At 42.1% G+C, this 20,432-nt stretch carries 19 protein-coding genes and 1 tRNA gene; 12 read left to right on the top strand and 8 right to left on the bottom strand.

The features are described from left to right. The 8 genes from J0654_RS14685 to J0654_RS14650 all read left to right on the top strand — a co-directional run bounded on the left by J0654_RS14685 (window position 1) and on the right by J0654_RS14650 (window position 8,356). Window positions 1–1,206: an FtsW/RodA/SpoVE family cell cycle protein gene (locus J0654_RS14685; RefSeq protein ID WP_207029865.1), complete on the top strand. Its 1,206-nt coding sequence runs from the start codon at window positions 1–3 to the stop codon at window positions 1,204–1,206. Continuing rightward, window positions 1,193–2,281 carry an undecaprenyldiphospho-muramoylpentapeptide beta-N-acetylglucosaminyltransferase gene (murG, locus tag J0654_RS14680; RefSeq protein ID WP_207029864.1) on the top strand — a complete coding sequence of 363 codons (1,089 nt, stop codon included), beginning with the start codon at window positions 1,193–1,195 and terminating at the stop codon, window positions 2,279–2,281. The genes J0654_RS14685 and murG overlap by 14 nt, the downstream gene beginning before the upstream one ends. Next, a complete protein-coding gene (gene murC / locus J0654_RS14675) occupies window positions 2,278–3,627 on the top strand; it encodes a UDP-N-acetylmuramate--L-alanine ligase (RefSeq protein ID WP_207029863.1) in 1,350 nt (449 codons plus the stop codon). Before murG ends, murC begins: the two co-directional genes overlap by 4 nt. Next, entirely contained in the window at window positions 3,617–4,336 is a 720-nt protein-coding gene (locus J0654_RS14670; RefSeq protein WP_207029862.1) for a cell division protein FtsQ/DivIB, read from the top strand. The genes murC and J0654_RS14670 overlap by 11 nt, the downstream gene beginning before the upstream one ends. A gap of 3 nt (window positions 4,337–4,339) precedes the next feature. Further along, complete coding sequence (ftsA, locus tag J0654_RS14665) at window positions 4,340–5,671, top strand: cell division protein FtsA (RefSeq protein WP_207029861.1); 1,332 nt, start codon at window positions 4,340–4,342, stop codon at window positions 5,669–5,671. Between the two features lie 27 nt (window positions 5,672–5,698). Beyond that, on the top strand, window positions 5,699–7,720 hold the full coding sequence (gene ftsZ / locus J0654_RS14660; RefSeq protein WP_207029860.1) for a cell division protein FtsZ: 2,022 nt from the start codon (window positions 5,699–5,701) through the stop codon (window positions 7,718–7,720). 98 nt (window positions 7,721–7,818) lie between these two features. Further along, window positions 7,819–8,271, top strand: coding sequence for a GatB/YqeY domain-containing protein (locus J0654_RS14655; protein ID WP_207029859.1), 453 nt, complete (start codon window positions 7,819–7,821; stop codon window positions 8,269–8,271). An 11-nt stretch (window positions 8,272–8,282) separates the two neighbouring features. Further along, a tRNA-Arg gene (locus J0654_RS14650) sits at window positions 8,283–8,356 on the top strand. A gap of 51 nt (window positions 8,357–8,407) precedes the next feature. Here J0654_RS14650 and J0654_RS14645 read toward each other — a convergent pair. Next, window positions 8,408–10,807: a hybrid sensor histidine kinase/response regulator gene (locus tag J0654_RS14645; protein WP_207029858.1), complete on the bottom strand. Its 2,400-nt coding sequence runs from the start codon at window positions 10,805–10,807 to the stop codon at window positions 8,408–8,410. Window positions 10,808–11,052: 245 nt separating this feature from the next. On the opposite strand from J0654_RS14645, the gene J0654_RS14640 reads away from it, so the two are divergent. The 4 genes from J0654_RS14640 (at window position 11,053) to J0654_RS14625 (ending at window position 13,797) form a co-directional block, all read left to right on the top strand. Continuing rightward, complete coding sequence (locus tag J0654_RS14640; RefSeq protein WP_207029857.1) at window positions 11,053–11,496, top strand: YHS domain-containing (seleno)protein; 444 nt, start codon at window positions 11,053–11,055, stop codon at window positions 11,494–11,496. A gap of 65 nt (window positions 11,497–11,561) precedes the next feature. Continuing rightward, window positions 11,562–12,047, top strand: a complete 486-nt coding sequence (locus J0654_RS14635) for a DinB family protein (RefSeq protein ID WP_207029856.1) — start codon at window positions 11,562–11,564, stop codon at window positions 12,045–12,047. Further along, window positions 12,035–12,751 carry an NRDE family protein gene (locus J0654_RS14630; protein WP_207029855.1) on the top strand — a complete coding sequence of 239 codons (717 nt, stop codon included), beginning with the start codon at window positions 12,035–12,037 and terminating at the stop codon, window positions 12,749–12,751. Before J0654_RS14635 ends, J0654_RS14630 begins: the two co-directional genes overlap by 13 nt. 5 nt (window positions 12,752–12,756) lie before the next feature. Continuing rightward, window positions 12,757–13,797 (top strand): ATP-grasp domain-containing protein, encoded by a 1,041-nt coding sequence (locus J0654_RS14625; protein ID WP_207029854.1) that lies wholly within the window; start codon window positions 12,757–12,759, stop codon window positions 13,795–13,797. 8 nt (window positions 13,798–13,805) lie between these two features. Here J0654_RS14625 and J0654_RS14620 read toward each other — a convergent pair whose 3' ends face one another. The 7 genes from J0654_RS14620 to rpsO form a co-directional block, all read right to left on the bottom strand. After that, complete coding sequence (locus J0654_RS14620; protein ID WP_207029853.1) at window positions 13,806–14,279, bottom strand: glutathione peroxidase; 474 nt, start codon at window positions 14,277–14,279, stop codon at window positions 13,806–13,808. 5 nt (window positions 14,280–14,284) lie between these two features. After that, complete coding sequence (locus tag J0654_RS14615) at window positions 14,285–14,710, bottom strand: DoxX family protein (RefSeq protein ID WP_207029852.1); 426 nt, start codon at window positions 14,708–14,710, stop codon at window positions 14,285–14,287. A gap of 82 nt (window positions 14,711–14,792) precedes the next feature. Then, complete coding sequence (locus tag J0654_RS14610) at window positions 14,793–15,779, bottom strand: YpdA family putative bacillithiol disulfide reductase (RefSeq protein WP_207029851.1); 987 nt, start codon at window positions 15,777–15,779, stop codon at window positions 14,793–14,795. Then, window positions 15,779–16,438 carry a ribulose-phosphate 3-epimerase gene (rpe, locus tag J0654_RS14605; protein WP_207029850.1) on the bottom strand — a complete coding sequence of 220 codons (660 nt, stop codon included), beginning with the start codon at window positions 16,436–16,438 and terminating at the stop codon, window positions 15,779–15,781. Before rpe ends, J0654_RS14610 begins: the two co-directional genes overlap by 1 nt. Before the next feature lie 187 nt (window positions 16,439–16,625). Beyond that, window positions 16,626–17,489 carry a sigma-70 family RNA polymerase sigma factor gene (locus J0654_RS14600; RefSeq protein ID WP_100817395.1) on the bottom strand — a complete coding sequence of 288 codons (864 nt, stop codon included), beginning with the start codon at window positions 17,487–17,489 and terminating at the stop codon, window positions 16,626–16,628. A gap of 157 nt (window positions 17,490–17,646) precedes the next feature. Continuing rightward, on the bottom strand, window positions 17,647–19,869 hold the full coding sequence (locus J0654_RS14595; protein ID WP_207029849.1) for a polyribonucleotide nucleotidyltransferase: 2,223 nt from the start codon (window positions 19,867–19,869) through the stop codon (window positions 17,647–17,649). Window positions 19,870–20,091: 222 nt separating this feature from the next. Beyond that, window positions 20,092–20,361: a 30S ribosomal protein S15 gene (gene rpsO / locus J0654_RS14590; RefSeq protein ID WP_207029848.1), complete on the bottom strand. Its 270-nt coding sequence runs from the start codon at window positions 20,359–20,361 to the stop codon at window positions 20,092–20,094. Window positions 20,362–20,432 lie beyond the last annotated feature (71 nt).

Here is a 20,432-nt window from a genome sequence, read left to right as displayed (position 1 = left end):
GTGTTGGCAATTTTCAAAAATCTGAAAGGTGATAAAGCTATTTGGGGCGTAGTGGCCCTGTTGGCACTTTTCTCATTTTTGCCGGTGTACAGTGCCAGTACCAATTTGGTCTATGTTAACGGTGACGGGACCACTTTGGGACATTTGGTAAAACATGCTGTGCTGCTGTTTTTGGGCTTCGGTATAATCTATGCCGTCCACAGGATACCTACGCATTATTTCAAAGGGCTTTCCATTATTGCCATGCCCATCGTTATCCTATTATTGATTTACACTTTGACAGTGGAAACACGGATTGGTGGGGTAACGGCAAACCGTTGGATAAAAATTCCATTGGTCGGGGTCAATTTCCAGACATCGACATTGGCTGCGGTTGTTTTAATGATTTGGATTGCCAGGTATCTGACGAAGATCAAAGATGTTAAGATAACCTTCAAAGAAAGTATTCTGCCTTTATGGTTGCCTGTGGCTTTGGTGGTGCTCTTGATTTTGCCCGAAAACTTCTCAACGGCGGCCATTATCAGTTTTATGGCTTTGGTGTTGTGTTTTTTGGGCGGATATCCTTTAAAATATTTGTTCGCCATGGCGGGGACTGGAATCGTGCTGGCGGGCATGTTTCTATTTGTGCTGTTCAAAGCACCTGAGGTTTTGCCACAACGTGCCGGAACCTGGAAATCGAGAATAGAGACCTTTATTCACCCTGAGCAAGCCGATAAGGATGACCTGCATCAATTGACCCTGGCCCAAATTGCAGTTGCCGAAGGGGGCGTTGTGGGCAAAGGAGCGGGAAAGAGTGTAATGAAGAACATGTTGTCCCAGAGTACATCCGATTTCATTTTTGCCATTATTATTGAAGAGTATGGATTGCTGGGAGGCGGAGCTTTGCTCTTTTTCTATCTACTCCTGCTGTTCCGTATCGTGGTCGTGGCACATTCGTCTAAAACTGTGTTTTCAAAATTATTGGTGATAGGGGTCGGGCTGCCCATTGTGTTTCAGGCGTTCATCAATATGGCCGTTGTGGTACAATTGTTTCCGGTTACGGGTCAGCCTTTGCCATTGATCAGTATGGGCGGGACATCTATTTGGATGACCTGTATGGCCATTGGAATTGTGTTGAGTGCCAGCAATAAAAAAGAAAATTTAGAGGAGCAATCCCATGGAATAGATGAAACAAACCCTTTAGAAGTGTTAAGTGGACAGATATAGGTTTATACTTTCTGGAGGAGGAACGGGAGGACATATTTATCCGGCCGTGGCCATTGCGAACGAGTTGAAGAGGAGATATCCAGATGCACAGTTTTTGTTCGTGGGAGCAAAGGATAAAATGGAAATGGAAAAAGTACCGCAAGCAGGATATGAAATAAAGGGCTTGTGGATAAGTGGAATACAACGGAAGCTGACATTGAAAAATCTCATGTTTCCATTTAAACTGATAAGTAGTTTGTTAGAAGCGCGCAAAATAGTGAAACAGTTCAAGCCCCATGTGGCCATTGGTACAGGAGGTTTTGCAAGTGGACCATTGTTGCGGATGGCCGAAAGCGCTGGTGTCCCCTGCGTGCTGCAAGAACAGAATTCCTTTGCGGGAATCACCAACAAGCTATTGGCGGGAAAAGCAGAGAAGATTTGCGTGGCCTATGATGGCATGGAGCGCTTTTTTCCGAAAGAAAAGATCGTGAAAACTGGAAACCCCATCCGAACCGATTTGGTAACGATAAAGGAAGGAAAACAGGAAGCAGCTGCTTTTTTTGGGCTCGATGGTGACAAAAAAACGGTTTTAGTACTAGGAGGTAGCCTTGGTGCCCGAAGAATCAACCAGTTGATTGAAAAGGAGCTTGACTTTTTCAAAAATCAAGGGTTGCAAGTGCTTTGGCAATGTGGCAAACTGTATCATGAAGAATACAAAAAATACGAGTCGGATACGATCAAGGTGTTGGCCTTTGTCAACCGAATGGATTTTGCCTACGCAGCTGCGGATGTAATCATCTCAAGAGCGGGTGCAGGATCGGTCTCCGAACTCTGTTTGGTGGGTAAACCTGTGATTTTTATTCCATCGCCCAATGTGGCAGAGGATCATCAAACGCAAAATGCGAAGGCGTTGGTAGCCAAAGATGCAGCCATTATGCTGCGGGAAGATGAGTTGGATGCTGAATTTGAACATAGTTTTTCTGAATTAATGGAATCAGAAGAGACCCAGGCAAAATTGGGGAAAAACATCAAAAAAATGGCCATGCCCAAGGCCACGGAACATATTGTGGATGAAATTGAAAAGTTGTTGAAGTGAATTTGAAGGATATTCATAGCGTTTATTTTATTGGCATTGGAGGCATCGGTATGTCTGCCCTGGCACGCTATTTCAAATTTGTGGGCAAGGAGGTGGCAGGTTATGATCGCACGCCGACTCCTATCACCGACGACTTGATGGAAAAGGGTATTTCTGTGCATTTTGAAGATAATGTTGATTTGATCTCCGACACCTTCAAACATCCAAACACCTTAGTGGTTTATACCCCAGCAGTACCGTCCACACATGCGGAACTTCAATATTACAAGCACCAAGGATTTGCAATAAAAAAGCGTTCCGAAGTTCTCGGAATTATAACCAAAGATTCATTCTGTTTGGCCGTTGCAGGTACACATGGTAAAACTACCACGACCTGTATTTTGGCACATCTACTCAAGGAATGCGAATTGCCGATGACTGCGTTTTTAGGAGGTATTTCCGAAGACTTTGATAGCAACTTTGTATTGGACGGTACAGAATATTCGGTAGTGGAGGCAGATGAGTTCGATCGTTCGTTTTTACGATTAACGCCAACAGTTGCTTGCATCACATCGATGGATGCCGATCATTTGGATATTTATGGCACAAAAGAAGAATTGGAGCATTCGTTCAATGAATTTGTGGATCGAATCAAACCTGGGGGAAAGTTATTTGTACGCAAAGGGCTTCCTTTGGAGGGAACCACCTTTGGTATTGATGATGGTGCCGATTACTGTATAGAAAATATAGAAATTGAACATGGAGCCTACATATTTGATCTCGTAACGCCTTCTGAGATTATCAAGAACGTGCAGTTCCACAAACCTGGAAGGCACAATTTGCTCAATGGATTAGCTGCTTTTGCGATGGCGGTGCAAACTGGCTGCCCACCACACCGCCTTGCCAAAGCTTTGGGGACTTTTAAGGGTGTTCAGCGTAGGTTTTCCTACCAAATCAAGGAAAAGGATTTTGTGTTTATCGATGATTATGCCCATCATCCGACAGAGATCAGTGCAGTGTATCAGGCAATTCGTGAAATGCATCCAGGGCAAAAGGTGACGGTGATTTTTCAGCCACACCTATTCTCGCGTACACAAGATTTTGCGGATGATTTTGCAACAAGTCTTTCTGATTTTGATGAAATCATCTTGCTGGACATTTACCCTGCCAGGGAAGAGCCCATCGAAGGGGTCACCTCCCAATGGCTTTTGGAAAAAATAGAGAACCCAAATAAAAAACTGATTTCTAAATCAGCATTATTGAAAGAGGTAAAGAACTGCAAATCAGGAGTATTGGTTGCTCTTGGTGCAGGGGATATTGGACTGGAAGTACCGAAAATCAAAAAAGAATTGAGTTATGCGCATTAATTGGGATCACATAAAACTGGCATTTTTGTCGGTAACCGTAGTTGCGCTTTACGGTTTTGCCGATCAAAGAAACCAAAAGAAAAAGGTGAATGATGTCACTATAAAATTCGTTGGTGAAGATAATTTGTATTTAACTGAGGATGCGGTTAATAAATTGTTAATACAAAAATACGGACCCCTCGAGAACACGCTCAAAGAACAGTTAGTTTTGAATACCATGGAGGAGATTATACTATCCAATGATATGGTCAAAAATGCCCAGGTCTATCTTACTGTAAACGGGGAACTTGTATCCAAGATAGTTCAGCGAAAGCCAATTGGAAGAATAGAGGGTGTCTCCAGATTTTATTTGGATGATCAGGGCGAACGCATGCCGTTGTCAAAACATCATTCGGCAAGGGTTCCCATAATCACAGGGAAAATTACAGGTAAAACCCTTGAGGATGCCTATGTGATTTTGGACTATATCAACCATGATGATTTTCTGAGAAAGAATGTCATTGGGATACATATTGAGGACGAAGGAAAATATCAGCTCAAGTTCCGCATGGAAAATTTTGTGGTGAACTTGGGCGGAGTGGACAATTTGAACAAGAAGTTCAAAAATTTTATGGCCTTTTATGCAAAGGCGGCCAAGGACAATTCCTTGGAAGATTATGTAACAGTTAGTTTGGAATTCAACAATCAAGTGGTTTGCACCAAAATTTAAATTATGGAACAAGGTAATTATTCAGTTGGATTGGATATTGGAACTACCAAGATCGTAGCCATCATCGGTAGGGAAAATGAGTATGGAAAAATTGAAATTTTGGGCACCGGACGATCAAAAAGTTTGGGTGTTCACCGTGGAGTGGTCAACAATATCACACAGACCATATCATCCATTCAACAAGCGGTGGAACAGGCCGAATTAAATTCGGGACTCAAAATTGGTTCCGTTGTCGTGGGTATTGCAGGACAGCACATCCGAAGCCTGCACCATAGCGATTATATCACTAGGCCAAATTCTGAGGAAGTCATAGACAACGAGGATCTGGACAAATTGTGCAACCAAGTGTATAAACTGGTAATGCTTCCCGGGGAGGAGATCATCCATGTATTGCCACAGGAGTACAAAGTGGACGGTCAATCCGAAATAAAAGAGCCCGTTGGTATGTACGGTGGACGGTTGGAAGCCAATTTCCATGTAGTAGTAGGGCAGGTATCGTCCATTAAAAATATTGGAAGGTGTATCAAAAGTGCAGGTTTGGATCTAGGGAACATTACGTTGGAACCTTTGGCCTCAGCAGATGCGGTTTTGAGCCAAGAAGAAAAAGAAGCAGGTGTCGCCTTGATTGACATAGGTGGTGGAACCACAGATCTTGCCATTTTTAAGGATGGAATTATCCGCCACACTTCCGTAATCCCGTTCGGAGGTAACGTAATTACCGAGGATATTAAAGAAGGCTGCTCCATTATTGAGAAGCAGGCCGAACTATTGAAGATAAAATTTGGTTCCGCTTGGCCAGGAGAGAACAAGGACAATGAAATCGTTTCCATTCCTGGACTAAGAGGCCGTGAGCCCAAAGAAATCACATTGAAAAACCTTTCCAAAATTATCCACGCCCGTGTTGTGGAGATTGTGGAGCAGGTATATGTGGAGATCAAAAACTACGGACACGAAGAACAAAAGAAAAAATTGATCGCAGGAATTGTACTTACGGGTGGTGGTAGCCAATTGAAACATTTAAAGCAATTGGTGGAATACATTACCGGTATGGACACAAGAATCGGTTACCCCAATGAGCACCTTGCCGGAGACTCGGACGAGGAAGTGGCGAGCCCATTGTACGCTACAGCTGTTGGATTGCTGATGAATTCCTTGGAGGCCAAAAAGAAAGACCGGATAGCGCACCAAGAGGAGGCGCATGAAGAAGAGGTTTTGGTTGGCCAAGAAAACGATATGGGTGCCAAAGCAAGTGCAGCCGCTACCCATACGGAGAGAAAATCCATTTTTGACAAATGGTCAGAAAAGTTGAAGGACTTTTTGGACAATGCAGAATAATAACCCCAATAGAGAAACACAACTGTCATGAGTAAGAACACTGAATTTGACAACATCGCTTTTGATTTGCCCAAGAACAAAAGCAACGTAATTAAAGTTATCGGAGTAGGAGGCGGTGGCAGCAATGCCATCAATCACATGTTCCAGGCCGGTATCAACGGAGTGGATTTTGTGATCTGCAACACCGATGCACAGGCATTGCAAAACAGTGCCGTTCCCAATAAGATTCAATTAGGGGTATCCCTCACCGAAGGATTGGGAGCTGGAGCCAACCCAGAAATTGGTGAACAGGCCGCTTTGGAGAGTATGGACGATTTAAAGGCTATGTTGGAGCACAATACCAAAATGGCTTTCATTACTGCTGGAATGGGTGGTGGAACCGGTACAGGTGCTGCCCCTGTACTCGCAAAGCTCGCCAAGGAAATGGATGTTCTTACGGTTGGTATCGTTACCATGCCGTTCCAGTTCGAGGGGGCCATGCGTAACAAACAGGCGCAAATGGGGATTGAGAAATTGCGTGCCAACGTGGATTCCTTGATCGTTATCAACAACAACAAACTTAGAGAAGTATACGGTAATCTTGGGTTTAAGGCCGGTTTCTCTAAAGCAGATGAAGTTTTGGCCACTGCGGCTAGGGGTATCGCAGAGGTAATAACCCATCACTACACACAAAATATTGACCTTAGGGATGCAAAGACCGTACTTTCCAATAGTGGTACGGCCATCATGGGGTCTGCTGCCGCATCAGGTTCAGCAAGGGCCACCGAGGCCATTATGAAAGCGTTGGATTCGCCATTGTTGAACGATAACAAGATCAACGGCGCCAAAAACGTATTGTTGCTCATTGTTTCAGGTTCTCAGGAAATTACCATCGATGAAATCGGTGAGATCAATGATCATATCCAGATTGAAGCAGGTCATGGAGCCAATATTATTATGGGTGTCGGTGAAGACGAAAGCTTGGGCGAAGCCATTGCCGTAACAGTTATCGCCACGGGCTTTAATGTGGACCAACAGGACAATATTGTAAATACGGAGTCCAAAAAGGTTTTTTACACCTTGGAAGATGAGCAAACCGCTGAGCAGGATTTAACACCAGAGGCCACATCGGTACAGGAGGTTAAAATTGAAAAAACTACGGCCCCCGAGCCCGAGCCTGAGCCAGAATCAACTCCCGAACCGGAAGCACAAGTGGTAAAACACACCTTGGATATGGAGGAGGAGCAAGAGCAAAATGCCCCTAAAATGAAGGCAAAGGACCCAGACTTGATCCCAACAACCAGTTACATCAGAAACTTTAACGTATTCTATGAAGAAGTGCTTGCTGAACAAGTGGAAGATGACTTTGTGATCATTGAAGCCAAAAACGTGATCAACAATATAGATGTAGTTGATGCAGAGGAAGTGCCGTCAAAAAGCAATGAGGACCAGTTCACATTAAGCTTTGATATGCCGCTAAACAGCCAAGACAAAGAAGGTGAAGATGAGAAAGAGCATACGGTAACCTTTAATTTGGACGATGATGGTTTAGGGGATGTAGAAGTGAACGATTATGTGGAGGTAAAACCTGTTTTGGAATACAAGAAAGAGGGGGAGACCAGATACGACCTTGAAGAGTACATGGAGTTGGAGGAAAAGTTGACCGGAGCCAAATCAAAAGCAGAAACCCATGAACCAAAAATGGTGGAGAATGAGCTTGTTTTTGAGAAGAAAACAGTAGAGGTTGAAGAAAAAAGTGAAAATAAGGGCTCAGGTGAAAATGAAGAAACCATTAGTAGTCTTGACCCCATGAACAGTTCCATCAGCGATATCTTAAAAGATCGTGCCGATGAACGTAGGAGAAAGTTGAAAAACTTTAATTATAAGTTCCAGAACAATAGGAACAGTATAGACGACATTGAAAAGGAGCCTGCTTATAAGCGCCAAGGGGTGGACCTGAATGATGTTCCAAAAGAACAGAGAGTATCCAGGACTACCTTGGGAGAAGACAGCAACGACGATCTACAGTTGCGGTCCAACAACTCTTTTTTGCACGATAATGTTGATTAGTAGTGTTTAAATTAACTCCATTTTAATGGAAACCATAAACCCGGAAGTGGAAAAACTTTCGGGTTTATTTTTTATCTTCGCGAACTAAATTGGAACACATGGGTTTGCAAGAAAAGGTGATGACAGAAATGAAGGCCGCAATGAAGGCAAAGGACACCGTTACCCTGGAAGCTTTGCGAGCTGTGAAGTCTGCCATTTTATTGGCAAAGACCGATAAAGGCGGTGGAGCTGGGCTATCGGAAGAAGACGAGATTAAATTGGTTCAAAAATTGGTGAAACAGCGCAAGGATAGCGCTGTGATCTACAAGGAACAAGACAGGGAGGATTTGGCGGAGCCAGAATTGGCCCAAGTTGCCGTAATAGAAAAGTTTTTGCCCGAACAGCTTACCGAAGAGGAAATTGAAAAAGTGGTTGTAATGACCATTGATTCTGTGGGAGCTACCGGTATGCAGGACATGGGCAAGGTAATGGGCATTGTTTCCAAAGAATTGGCCGGACAGGCCGATGGAAAGACCATTTCCACTATTGTAAAAGATAAATTGAGTTCTTAAAATAATAAGACGGCCGCGTAGTTCAACTGGATAGAATATCAGATTTCGGCTCTGAGGGTTGAGGGTTCGAATCCTTCCGCGGTCACAGTTAAACCAAAAAAGCACGCTATTGCAGCGTGCTTTTTTGGTTTAAACTCTAAGCAACTTTGCCAATAGCTTTGATAGTTGCGTTTTTGTTCATTTTGGAGAAAAGTAGTGGACCGTTAACAGGTTTGGTAACCAGATCGTTTGCCCCCAGTTCAAATATTTTTTTTCTGGTTTGACTGGTGTTGTCGGCTGTAAGCACGATAATTGGAATTTGTGTATCGCAGTTGGCCTTGCCACTTCTAATCATGGAAGTTGTTTCAAAACCGTCCATTTCTGGCATTTGAAGATCCATTAGAATCATATCAAATGTTTTTTCTTTCATTATTTCCAGTGCCTCTTTTCCATTATTCGCGATGGTCAGGTTGGCCTTGGTCCAATTCTTTTTAAATAAAAGTTTTACAACGGTCTGGTTCATTTTGTTGTCCTCGACATACAGAATGTTTCCGGTTTCCATTTGTACCTTGGAAATCGATGCTTGGGATTTGTCTGGAACAGATGCTTTATCTTCATCAATCTCAAAGCCTAAGCTCAGCTCACAAATAGTGCCCTGTTTTGGGTTGTTTTTAAGGTTTATCGTTCCTTTTTGGAGATCAACGTAGGTTTTGACGATGTAAAGACCCAAGCCTAAACCGCTGAACTCACGCTTGTCCCTAAAGGACTTTTTGGTAAAGGACTCAAATATCGTACTCATTTTTTCTTCCGAAATACCAATACCCGTGTCTTTAATCCTGAAGTCTATTTTAGCTCGGTCACCTTTTTTATTGCAGACTACTTCAATAGCTACACTTCCTTTATTAGTGAACTTTACGGCGTTGTCCAAAAGATGGTTGAGAATCTGTGCCAATTTTGCTTTGTCCCCAACAATTCTGGCCGGTAAATCATCTGAGATTAATGTATTAAAAGCCAAGCCTTTTGTCGTTGCTTTCTTTTCCTGTAATTTCAGAATCTTTTGTAGCGTAGCATTTAAATCAAAAGGGACTTCTTTTAATTCTTGGTCTCCTTTTTCAATCACGGTAAAGTCCAATATATCCTCAATGTAGCCCAATAAGTTTTTTGAGGAACTTAGAAGCATCTTACACTTTTCATCTAGATTTTCTTCCTCTTTATTTTCCTGTAATGAGGTAGCTACGCCCATGATCAAGTTGAGGGGCGTTCGAAGCTCATGGCTGATATTGGATAAAAAGGACGATTTTATTTCGTTCATATCCTCTGCACGCTGTAGTGCAAGCATTTGGTTTTGCTCATTTTCCATCCGAAGATTTCGAATCCTATTGCTCATGGATATGGATAGGAATATGATCTCAAAACCGATTCCGAATTTGGTGCCGTTGCTCGTAAAAAAGGAGTTTTCTATGGTATTGAAATTGTTCAGGATAAAAACCACAAAACCTAGCACCAAAAAGGAAATACCGATTACAAAGAAGATATCTACCTTTTGTTTTTTGAACTTCATTACGGCCAATGAGGCTATCATGTGAACCAGCACCAAAATTCCGATTGCATTGGCCATAGGATAGCAATACTCAAAATTGGATGGTATGGCCAAAAGCAAAACACCAATGGCTATGGCCAGGCCCATTATTTTGTTCGCATTATGTAAAAACGGACTGTTTTTCTTTAGGTTAAGAAAAGTATCCCCATATTTTCCAAAGAAAAAGAGCGAAACAAATGCGGTGAGTAAAACCGATCTGTCTGAAAGCCAACCACCTTGCGGCGTAAAATATTGATGAAAAAATCCATCCAAAGAAAATTGCATCAATGCTATAAAGAGCACATAGAGCGCATAGTAAATAAATGCCTTGTCCTTTAGGGCGAAAAAGAAAAATAGGTATATGATGCAAGCCAGAATCAAAATACCATAAAAGAAGCCATAAAATACCTGCTCTTTATAGGTAAGGTTTAAAAAACTCGCCTCTTGATAAAGTTTCATGGGAAACATTACTACTTCGCCATCACTTTTTAGGTGGATGTAGGCCTGTATTTTTTGACCTGGCCTAAGCCCTATATCAAAAATGGATTTTCTGTGCTGTACCGTTTTTTTGGAAAAGGGAATTTTATCGCCGCTATATTGTTTTTCAACGGTATTGGTGTCATCAACAAGAAATAGGTTTACCACATCCGTTATGGGGCGTGCGGTTTCCAAATAGTATTGTTTGTATTGGTTCGTTGTGTTTTGCAAGGAAAAGGTCAGCCAATAGTTGTCACTTGAAAATCCCAGATTTTCCTTTAAACTTGTCAATGGAACAAACTCCAGCTTGGGATTGTTCCTGACTTCTTCAAAACGATAGTCTTTTTGCCCTGCCAGTAAAACCGAAGTTATTGGACGTAACGAAACAACATCCTCATCATTGATGTTTTCCTGGGATTGTGCGTTGAAAACGGTGGATATAATCAGAAATAAAAGGATACTTATCCTATTATATAATGTATGGGGGACTAAATAGCGCATTAAGTAGGTATTATTAGATAGGAACCACTCTTTGGGAAAGTGAAATCCTGATTTCTAATTTAATTTTCTAACGGTCAAGGTAGTTGATTAGTACGCCATAAAACCCGTAACTGACAATGTTTAGACGTAATTGGAAAATTCCTCGATGAAAGGCAAAAAATATTGAAAGGAATCCACATTCTTCGTGACTAAACTAATCTGTTCGGGCAATTGTTTGAACGCCTGAGGATAGTAAACCGAGTGTTATGAATAAAATTTTAGTGGTTCTTTTTTTGGTAATGGGAACATGTGGTTTAGCCCAAAACACCGATTACAATACGAAGAACGGGTACGCCGTTAACGGTTATGATGTGGTATCGTATTTTGTTGGGGTTCCAATGGAGGGAAAAAAGGAGTTTTCTACAATTTATGATGGAGCCATGTTCAAGTTTCATAACCAGGAAAATTTGGATACGTTTAAGGATGACCCATCTGCTTATGTGCCCAAATACGGAGGCTATTGTGCGTATGCTGTGGCCATAAACGGTAAAAAGGTAAATGTGGACCCCGAAACCTATGAAATAAGAAAAGGAAAACTTTACCTATTTTACAACAGGGGGAAAAATAACACTTTGGATTTTTGGCTTAACTCATCTCCCAACAATTTAGTTTCCCAAGCGGATAAAAATTGGGAGAAAATAAAGAATTGAATATTCTTTCTATCTTATACTCAAATTCATCAAAAAACGAATAAAACAACCAATAACTAAACATCATGTTCAATTCTTCCTTGCAAACTTTGGAGCAGTTTAAGCAGGTGTTGGCCGACCTGCCCAAAGATTGTTATTCCCAATCATGTCATATATTGTCCAATGCCACTATTGGGCAGCACACCCGGCATATTATAGAGCTATATCTTTGTTTGATACATGGATACGAGCTTTCGGATGTTTCCTATGATCGTAGGGAACGCAATCTAAAGATCGAACAGGATTTGAATTATGCACTGGATCGGTTGACATACATTCAAGAGCATTTGAAAAAACCGAATAAGGCCATCAAAATCAGTTATGAGTTGGCGGGAGAGGAAAACTGTATGGATTCCAATTATTTTAGGGAAGTCATGTATAATTTGGAGCATACGATTCATCATCAGGCATTGATCAAAGTGGGCATTAAGCATTTTTCAGAACAAGAAATTCCGGAATCTTTTGGGGTGGCACCATCTACCCTACAATACCGAAAGGCATGTGCACAGTAAGTTTTATATCTTCAGGGAGTCGGCGACTAATTACCTCCAACCGCGATGAACATATTTCAAGACCTTTGGCCTTGCAGCCACAAGAGGAAACCATAGGTTCGGTCAAGGTGCTTTTTCCAAAGGATCCAAAAGCGGGCGGCACTTGGTTTGCCCTGAACGAAAATGGTTCGGTGGCGGTGCTTCTTAATGGTGGTTTCGTGAACCACGCATCAACTGGAAATTATGCCCGTAGCCGGGGCTTGGTGCTTTTGGATGTAATCGCATCCGAACAACCTTATCATTTGCTTCAGGAAATGCCACTCCTTCACATAGAACCTTTCACCTTGGTGTTGTTCAATGGTAGCTTGCTGGAGTTTAGATGGGACGGCCATCAGAAATATTATAGACCGTTGGATGCAACAAAAAACCATATTTGGTCTTCCGCTACGCTTTATAAAGATGAGATAATTGAACACCGAAGAAAGCTTTTTCAGAGATTTATTGATGAAAATTCCCAAATATCTGCGAATGAGGTGGTCAACTTTCACTCTAATAATTATGACGATTTTGAAAACGGATTTATAATTGATCGGGATTCGGGTCTAAAAACTTTCAGTGTAACCCAAGCCATTTTGGATAGTGAGGAAATTGTGATGCGCCACTTGGATTTGTTGAACGACAAATTTTTTGAGGTGCCTTTTTCACCTAGCCAACTTACTTTTTAATTGCCATGGATTCGCTAAAACTAATATGGCATCGAATTACCCATTGGGAATATTGGCCGTTTTGGCTGATTTATTATCCCATGTTTCCTGTGTGGTTGTACTATTCCATTAAGGCGCGTTCCTTTTTCTTTTTTAACGCTGCCAATCCGGGAATGAAAAATGGAGGTATGGCCATGATATCCAAAATGGATATTTATAATATGATTCCCGATCGGTTTATTCCCAAAACACTATTTATTGATAAAGATGAGTCCCCTCAATCGGCGTTGGAACGTGTGTTGGAACAAGGGATGAGTTTCCCATTTATTGCCAAACCGAATATTGGGATGAAGGCCTTTGGGGTGGAAAAGATTCACAACAAGGATGAGTTTCGGGACTATGTGGATTGGAGTCCTTCCCATTTTTTGGTGCAAGAACTGATTCCGTATCAAAAAGAGGTGGGTATTTTTTATGTTCGCCAGCCCAATGAAACACATGGCAAGATAACAGGAGTTGTATCCAAGGAATTTTTATCCATCACAGGCGACGGTGAGCATACCATGTTAGAGCTTATCAAAAAGAATCCTCGAAGCCACTTACAGTTAAAAGTGCTGGAACAGAAGTTTGGCAAAGGGCTTCAAAAGGTTTTGGAAAAGGGAGAGCAATTTATCTTGGTGCCTTACGGAAGCCATACCCGAGGAGCCAAGTTTGTGGATATAAGCCACAACATCAATGAGGAGTTGGGGCAAACCATTGATGGGGTTTGTTCCCAAATGAAAGGTTTTTATTATGGCCGATTGGATGTGCTTTACCATACATTCGAGGAGTTGTGCCAAGGAAAGAACTTCAGCATTATTGAAGTGAACGGGGCAGGAGGGGAGGCTACTCATATTTATGACCCCAAACATTCCTTGTTTTGGGCATGGCGGGAAGTTGCCCGCCATTGGGGCATGTTGTGCAACATCAGTATAGCCAATAAAAAAGCAGGCCATACTTATTTAAGTTTTAGGGATGGTCGGGCGATGCTCAAGGAAACTGGGGCCTTGCAGGCACAATTGAAGTTTTAGGAGATTTTTCAAAGGATACCCTGAATATAATTTTCCATAGAGCTGGGTTCTGTAGTCGGCGCAAATCGTTTTACGGGCTTTCCTGTTTTATCAATCACGAATTTGGTAAAGTTCCATTTGATTTTTCCACCCAATAGGCCGCTCAATTCCGATTTCAAATACTTGAAAATAGGGTGGGCATCGCTTCCATTGACGTCGATTTTGGCAAACATGGGGAAAGAGACCCCATAATTCACTTGGCAAAACTCTTGGATATCTTCGGCGCTACCAGGTTCTTGATTTCCAAATTGATTGCATGGAAATCCTAAAATGACCAATCCTTGATCTTTGTAAGTTTTATAAAGATTTTCCAGACCTTCATATTGGGGTGTCAATCCGCACTTACTGGCGGTATTGACAACCACAATGGTTTTACCTTTATATTTTTCCATGGACTCATGTGTACCGTCCAATCGTTCCGCTTTAAACTTGTAAAATTCCATAGCTGCTATTTTTGTTTGTTCATAAGATGTTTTAATGCTCCGGTGGACCATAATGCCCAAAGTATCAATACGGGCTGAAAAAACAGACGGATGAATCTTTTAAGATCGGTGTCCAGTCCAAAAGCGTCGATTCCGTTGGTGTATTGTGAAATGTTTCCAGGGAATATCAACACATAGAAAATGGCCAGTGCAATGCCTGCTTTCACCTTATGTTTGACCAAAAAGACCACTATGAGTCCCAAAAGTATCTCAACAACGCCCGAAGCTACCACAACAAAATCCATAAAGGCTTCGCTTGTAGGCAACCATCGGGGCACTTGGGCCTGAAACTCCTCCCGTTGAAAGGTAAGGTGTCCAATACCGGCCATCATCATCAGTAGTCCGAGTATGACCCTAAATAAATTTTGTGTGGAACTTGTAATGGTGCTCATTTGAAAACTTTTTCGGATTCCTTTAAATATAACCATATATGTAGGGAAGCCCTTCTGTAAAAGCGACAAATGTTAACTCAAATCAAGATTTTTCCTCTGCCACTCCCATTTTCTTCTTGATGGCATTCATGATAATTGGCGCATGGATACGTGAGTTTTCTATGAACCATTTGTGGGTTTCCATGCCCCCGCAAATGACACCTGCCAGAAATAGCCCATCAATATTGGTCTCCATGGTCTCAGGGTCGTAGGTAGGGAGTCTTTTTGGGTCGTCGGACAAAGTGATGCCCAGTTTTTCCAAAAAGGCGAAATTGGGACGATATCCTGTCAAGGCCAACACAAAATCATTTTCCAAAGTAACTTCCCCTTCCGGTGAATTGATGATAATTTCATGCGGTTTTATCTCCTTTACAGTGGAATTGTAGTACGCTTTAATACTCCCTTCCTCAATACGGTTGATGATATCGGGGCGTACCCAATATTTTACGCGGGGACCCACTTCCGGACCTCGAATAACAAGGGTTACCTCTGCACCCTTTCGCCAACATTCCAAAGCGGCATCTATGGCGGAGTTACTGGCACCTACAACCACCAATTTTTGACTTGCATAAAAGTGTGGGTCGTTGTAGTAATGGGATACTTTGGGCAAATCCTCACCAGGAACCTCCATGTTGTTTGGGAGGTCGTAAAATCCGGTCGCCACAACTACATTTTTGGCTTGGTACTCATCTTTATCGGTCTTGACCAAAAACACTTCTCCCTGTTTTTCGGTATCCAATACCTTTTCAAAAAGATGGATATTGAGCTTGTTTGAGGTCACGATCCTTCGGTAATATTCCAATGCTTCGTTGCGTTTGGGTTTGGCCTCCTTGCTAATGAACGGTATCTCATCTATCTCCAGCTTTTCGGAAGAAGAGAAGAACTGCATGTTCACAGGATAGTTAAACAAGGAATTCACAATGGGTCCTTTTTCTATAATGATATAGGAAATACCCTGTTTTTTGGCTTCTAGGCCACATGCTATTCCGATAGGACCGCCTCCAATGATGACAACATCAAATTGCTGCATTACGCTATTTCTTCTTTTAATTTTTTAATGGTTTCGATCGGGTTGGCACTCTTAAATATAAAACTGCCCGCAACCAGAACATCCGCTCCAGTCTCGATCAGTTTCTTTGCATTTTCCGCATTTACGCCCCCGTCAATTTCAATTAAGGTGTTCGTGTTTTTGCGGTTGATCAATTCTTTTAGGTCGGCCACTTTTTGATAGGTATTCTCGATAAAGGATTGTCCCCCAAACCCTGGGTTAACGCTCATTACGATAACAATGTCGATATCTTGGATAGTGTCTTCCAATAATCTCACGGAGGTGTGAGGGGTAATGGCCACTCCAGCTTTCATTCCTTCTGCTTTAATGGCTTGTAAGGTTCTGTGCAAATGTGGACATGCCTCATAATGAACGGTCAAATGATTTACCCCCAAATCAGCAAATGTTTTGATATATCTGTCCGGATCAACAATCATCAAGTGTGCGTCCAATGGTTTTTTGGCATGTTTGGCAATAGCTTGTATGACTGGCATTCCAAAGGAAATGTTCGGAACAAAAACACCATCCATAACATCCAAATGAAACCAATCGGCATCACTTTGGTTCACCATTTCTATTTCTTGTTGAAGATTGGCAAAGTCGGATGCCAAAAGCGAAGGAGCGATCATTGATTTGTTCATGTTACAAAGTTAGCCAATTACAGCCATCCTTAAACGAAAAAAACTCCGGTAATCAGCCGGAGTTTATTCATCAATCAAAAAACGAACAGTCATGATAAACTGTTATATCTTACTAAATTACAACTTTCTTGCCAAAAATCAAATTTAAGGATAGTTTAACTGTAATTTATAGGGTGTTTTTCACACTTTACCCCAAATATGTTTTCAAAATCTTACTTCTGGAGGTATGTTTTAACCTACGGATTGCTTTTTCTTTAATCTGACGAACTCTTTCTCTGGTCAAATCAAAAGTTTCACCGATTTCTTCCAAGGTCATGGAGTGTTGTCCTGCCAAACCAAAGTAAAGTCTGATTACATCTGCCTCACGAGGGGTAAGGGTTTCCAATGCACGCTCGATTTCGGTGCGAAGGGAATCGTGCAAAAGTTCCTTGTCCGGGTTTGGAGATTCACCACTGCGCAATACATCGTAAAGGTTGGAATCTTCACCATCGATCAATGGAGCATCCATGGATACGTGGCGGCCTGAGTTTTTCAAGGATTGCTTCACGTCTTCCACTGTCATGTCCAATTCTTTGGCAATTTCCTCTGCGGATGGTGGACGCTCGTGTGCTTGTTCCAAGAAAGCAAATGTTTTGTTGATTTTGTTGATGGATCCAATCTTGTTCAAGGGCAAACGAACAATACGGGATTGCTCTGCCAATGCTTGTAGAATGGATTGACGAATCCACCAAACGGCGTAAGAAATAAATTTAAATCCACGGGTTTCATCAAAACGCTGTGCGGCTTTGATCAGCCCCAAGTTTCCTTCATTGATCAAATCAGGAAGTGTCAATCCTTGGTTTTGGTACTGTTTTGCCACAGAAACCACGAACCTAAGGTTGGCTTTAGTTAATTTTTCCAAGGCTACTTGGTCTCCCGCTTTAATACGCTGTGCCAACTCCACCTCTTCATCGGCGGTGATCAAATCCACCTTGCCGATTTCCTGCAAATACTTGTCCAACGAAGCGGTTTCCCTATTGGTAACCTGTTTTGTAATCTTTAACTGTCTCATCTAAAAAATCCCTTCAAATTAAATTTGTGAACCGGAGCTCATTAGGTTATACGTTCAAAAAACCAAAAAGTTACATTTTGGTTACATTTTTTTAAAAAAACAAAACCCCGAGGTATTTACCCCGGGGTTGTTTTTATGGTTCAGGATTGTGCTGAAACTAATCCCTTCTTGGTTTTCTGTCGCGGTTGCCACCTCTGCGGTCGCCACCACCTCTACGGTCACCTCTATCATTTCTAGGTGGACGTTCTTTGTAACCTTCAGGTTTTGGCAACAAGGCTTTTCTTGATACCTTCTCCTTTTTGGTCCTTGGGTCGATACCGAAATATTTCACATCAAAAACATCACCCATGTTCACTACATCGGATACATTTTCTGTACGTTCCCATGCCAATTCGGATACGTGAAGCAATACTTCGTTCCCCGGTGCCTCGGTGTATTCCACCACTGCTCCAAAGTCCAGCATTTTGATCACTTTGACCTCATAAACACTTCCAACCTCAGGTTTGAACATCAAAGCATCGATTTTGGCCAATACGGCATCGATACCATCCTGATCTGTTCCAAGAATTTCCACGATACCTTCTTCGGTATCCGGGTCTTCGTTGATTACAATGGTAGTGTTGGTTGTTTTCTGAAGCTCTTGAATAACTTCACCACCTTTTCCAATAAGTGCACCAATGTATTCACCAGGAATGATTCTGGTCACAATTTTCGGTGCGTAAGATTTAACTTCTTCTCTTGGCTCGGCAATGGTGTCGGTAAGTTTGCCCAAAATGTGCATTCTACCGTCTTTGGCCTGCATTAGGGCTTTTACCAAGATTTCGTACGAAAGTCCTTTTACTTTAATATCCATTTGGCAAGCGGTAATACCGTCTTCGGTACCTGTCACCTTAAAGTCCATGTCTCCCAAGTGGTCTTCATCACCCAAGATATCGGATAGTACGGCATATTTACCAGTTTCTGTATCCGTGATCAATCCCATGGCAATACCGGATACAGGTTTTTTCAACTGAACACCAGCATCCATCAATGCCATAGTACCGGAACATACAGTAGCCATGGAGGAGGAACCGTTGGATTCCAACACTTCGGAAACTACACGAACGGTATACGGACAATCTTCTGGAATCATCCCTTTAAGAGCACGTTGTGCCAAGTTACCGTGTCCAATTTCTCTACGGGATGTACCACGAATTGGTCGTGCTTCACCTGTTGAGAAAGGAGGGAAGTTATAGTGCAAATAGAATGTTTCTTCACCTTCGTAAGATGGCATGTCTATTTGGTTAGCTTCTCTGGATGTACCCAAAGTAACGGTTGCCAAAGCTTGTGTTTCACCACGTGTAAATATGGCAGAACCGTGTACGGATGGTAAATAATCGGTTTCACACCAAATTGGTCTTACATCTGTAGTTTTACGGCCGTCCAAACGAAGCCCTTCTTCCAAAGTAAGGTTTCTAACAGCTTCTTTTTCGGCTTTGTGATAGTATTTGGAAACCAAATCACCAATTTCTTCCAACTCTTCTTCGGAGAAAGATGCTTTGATTTCTTCTTTGATAGCAGCAAATGCTTCACCACGTTCTTTCTTGGATGAACCAGCTTTGGCCACTTCATAGACCTTATCGTAGGCCATGTCGTGTATTTTTTTCTGAAGATCTTCATCTTCAGCTTCAGTTTCGTACTCACGAACTTCTTTTTTACCGAAAGCTTCGGCCAATTTTACCTGGGCGGCACATTGTACTTTAATGGCTTCGTGGGCAAATTTGATGGCTTCTACCATTTCCTCCTCGGAAATTTCGTCCATTTCACCTTCAACCATCATCACAGAATCTGCAGAGGCACCGATCATCATGTCGATGTCGGACTCTTTAAGTTGTGCTCTGGTCGGGTTGATGATCAACTCGCCGTTTACCCTACCTACACGAACTTCGGATATGGCGCATTCGAATGGGAAATCCGAAAGTTGAATGGCAGCGGAAGCAGCCAATCCGGCCATGGCATCAGGCATAACATCTTCGTCGTGCGACATTAGCTGAATCATTACCTGTGTCTCGGAGTGATAATCTTTTGGGAACAAAGGTCTCAATACCCTGTCCACCAAACGCATGGTCAATACCTCTCCGTCACTTGGTCTTGCTTCTCTTTTAAAGAAACCACCTGGATAACGCCCGGCAGCCGCAAATTTTTCACGATAATCCACGGTAAGTGGTAAAAAGTCCACATCCGCAGCTTTGTAATTGGAGACAACCGTACACAATAGCATACACTTGCCAGATTGGACAACAACAGAGCCATGGGCCTGCTTTGCCAGTTTTCCGGTTTCGATAGAAATCTCCCTACCGTCACCAAGGTCTATGACCTCTTTGAATGTCTTTGGAATCATAAAAATAATCTTACCCTACTTTTTAAGAAGGGTTGTTAAACATTTGGTCTACCGCCATCCGGGCGGTCGGGTTGTGTTGTTGTTGTGTGTGCCTAGGGGCACTTGACCAATGAAAAACTATTTGTAGCTTTTTGTGTTTGCCCTGTTATTAACCGGGACTTTTTGTTGTTGAAACAAGTTCAACCAAAACAAAGGGGAAGCCTAAGCCTCCCCTTATGTTTTTTATTTTCTAATATTCAATTCCTTGATTAAGGAACGGTATTTTGCAATATCTTTTTTCTTTAGGTAATCCAAAAGACTACGTCTTTTACCTACCAATGCCACCAAAGAACGCTCAGTGTTATAATCTTTGTGGTTCCTTTTAAGGTGTCCTGTCAAATGGTTGATACGGTGTGTGAACAATGCAATTTGCCCTTCCGTAGAACCAGTGTTGCTCTCAGAGCCGCCGTGTTTCTTGAAAATTTCGGCTTTTACTTCTTTTGTTAAATACATTCCAATATTATTTAAATGATTTTTATGTATTGATTGACCTTCAATCAGCGTGCAAAGATATGCTTTTATTT

Source organism: Flagellimonas profundi, from assembly GCF_017313275.1.
In the GTDB taxonomy this organism is placed as follows: Bacteria; Bacteroidota; Bacteroidia; order Flavobacteriales; family Flavobacteriaceae; genus Flagellimonas; species Flagellimonas profundi.
Note: the sequence above shows the minus strand (reverse complement) of the source record. Positions and strands in the feature narration are given on the sequence as shown.

Bases quoted from the DNA above. Each gene is read 5' to 3' on its own strand.
- J0654_RS14670 (WP_207029862.1), top strand. From the start codon at position 3,617: ATGCGCATTAATTGGGATCACATAAAACTGGCATTTTTGTCGGTAACC.
- J0654_RS14625 (WP_207029854.1), top strand. From the start codon at position 12,757: ATGGATTCGCTAAAACTAATATGGCATCGAATTACCCATTGGGAATAT.
- J0654_RS14635 (WP_207029856.1), top strand. From the start codon at position 11,562: ATGTTCAATTCTTCCTTGCAAACTTTGGAGCAGTTTAAGCAGGTGTTG.
- ftsA (WP_207029861.1), top strand. From the start codon at position 4,340: ATGGAACAAGGTAATTATTCAGTTGGATTGGATATTGGAACTACCAAG.
- ftsZ (WP_207029860.1), top strand. From the start codon at position 5,699: ATGAGTAAGAACACTGAATTTGACAACATCGCTTTTGATTTGCCCAAG.
- J0654_RS14600 (WP_100817395.1), bottom strand. From the start codon at position 17,489: ATGAGACAGTTAAAGATTACAAAACAGGTTACCAATAGGGAAACCGCT.
- rpsO (WP_207029848.1), bottom strand. From the start codon at position 20,361: ATGTATTTAACAAAAGAAGTAAAAGCCGAAATTTTCAAGAAACACGGC.
- J0654_RS14655 (WP_207029859.1), top strand. From the start codon at position 7,819: ATGGGTTTGCAAGAAAAGGTGATGACAGAAATGAAGGCCGCAATGAAG.
- J0654_RS14640 (WP_207029857.1), top strand. From the start codon at position 11,053: ATGAATAAAATTTTAGTGGTTCTTTTTTTGGTAATGGGAACATGTGGT.
- J0654_RS14610 (WP_207029851.1), bottom strand. From the start codon at position 15,779: ATGCAGCAATTTGATGTTGTCATCATTGGAGGCGGTCCTATCGGAATA.
- J0654_RS14615 (WP_207029852.1), bottom strand. From the start codon at position 14,710: ATGAGCACCATTACAAGTTCCACACAAAATTTATTTAGGGTCATACTC.
- J0654_RS14595 (WP_207029849.1), bottom strand. From the start codon at position 19,869: ATGATTCCAAAGACATTCAAAGAGGTCATAGACCTTGGTGACGGTAGG.
- J0654_RS14645 (WP_207029858.1), bottom strand. From the start codon at position 10,807: ATGCGCTATTTAGTCCCCCATACATTATATAATAGGATAAGTATCCTT.
- J0654_RS14630 (WP_207029855.1), top strand. From the start codon at position 12,035: ATGTGCACAGTAAGTTTTATATCTTCAGGGAGTCGGCGACTAATTACC.
- J0654_RS14620 (WP_207029853.1), bottom strand. From the start codon at position 14,279: ATGGAATTTTACAAGTTTAAAGCGGAACGATTGGACGGTACACATGAG.
- rpe (WP_207029850.1), bottom strand. From the start codon at position 16,438: ATGAACAAATCAATGATCGCTCCTTCGCTTTTGGCATCCGACTTTGCC.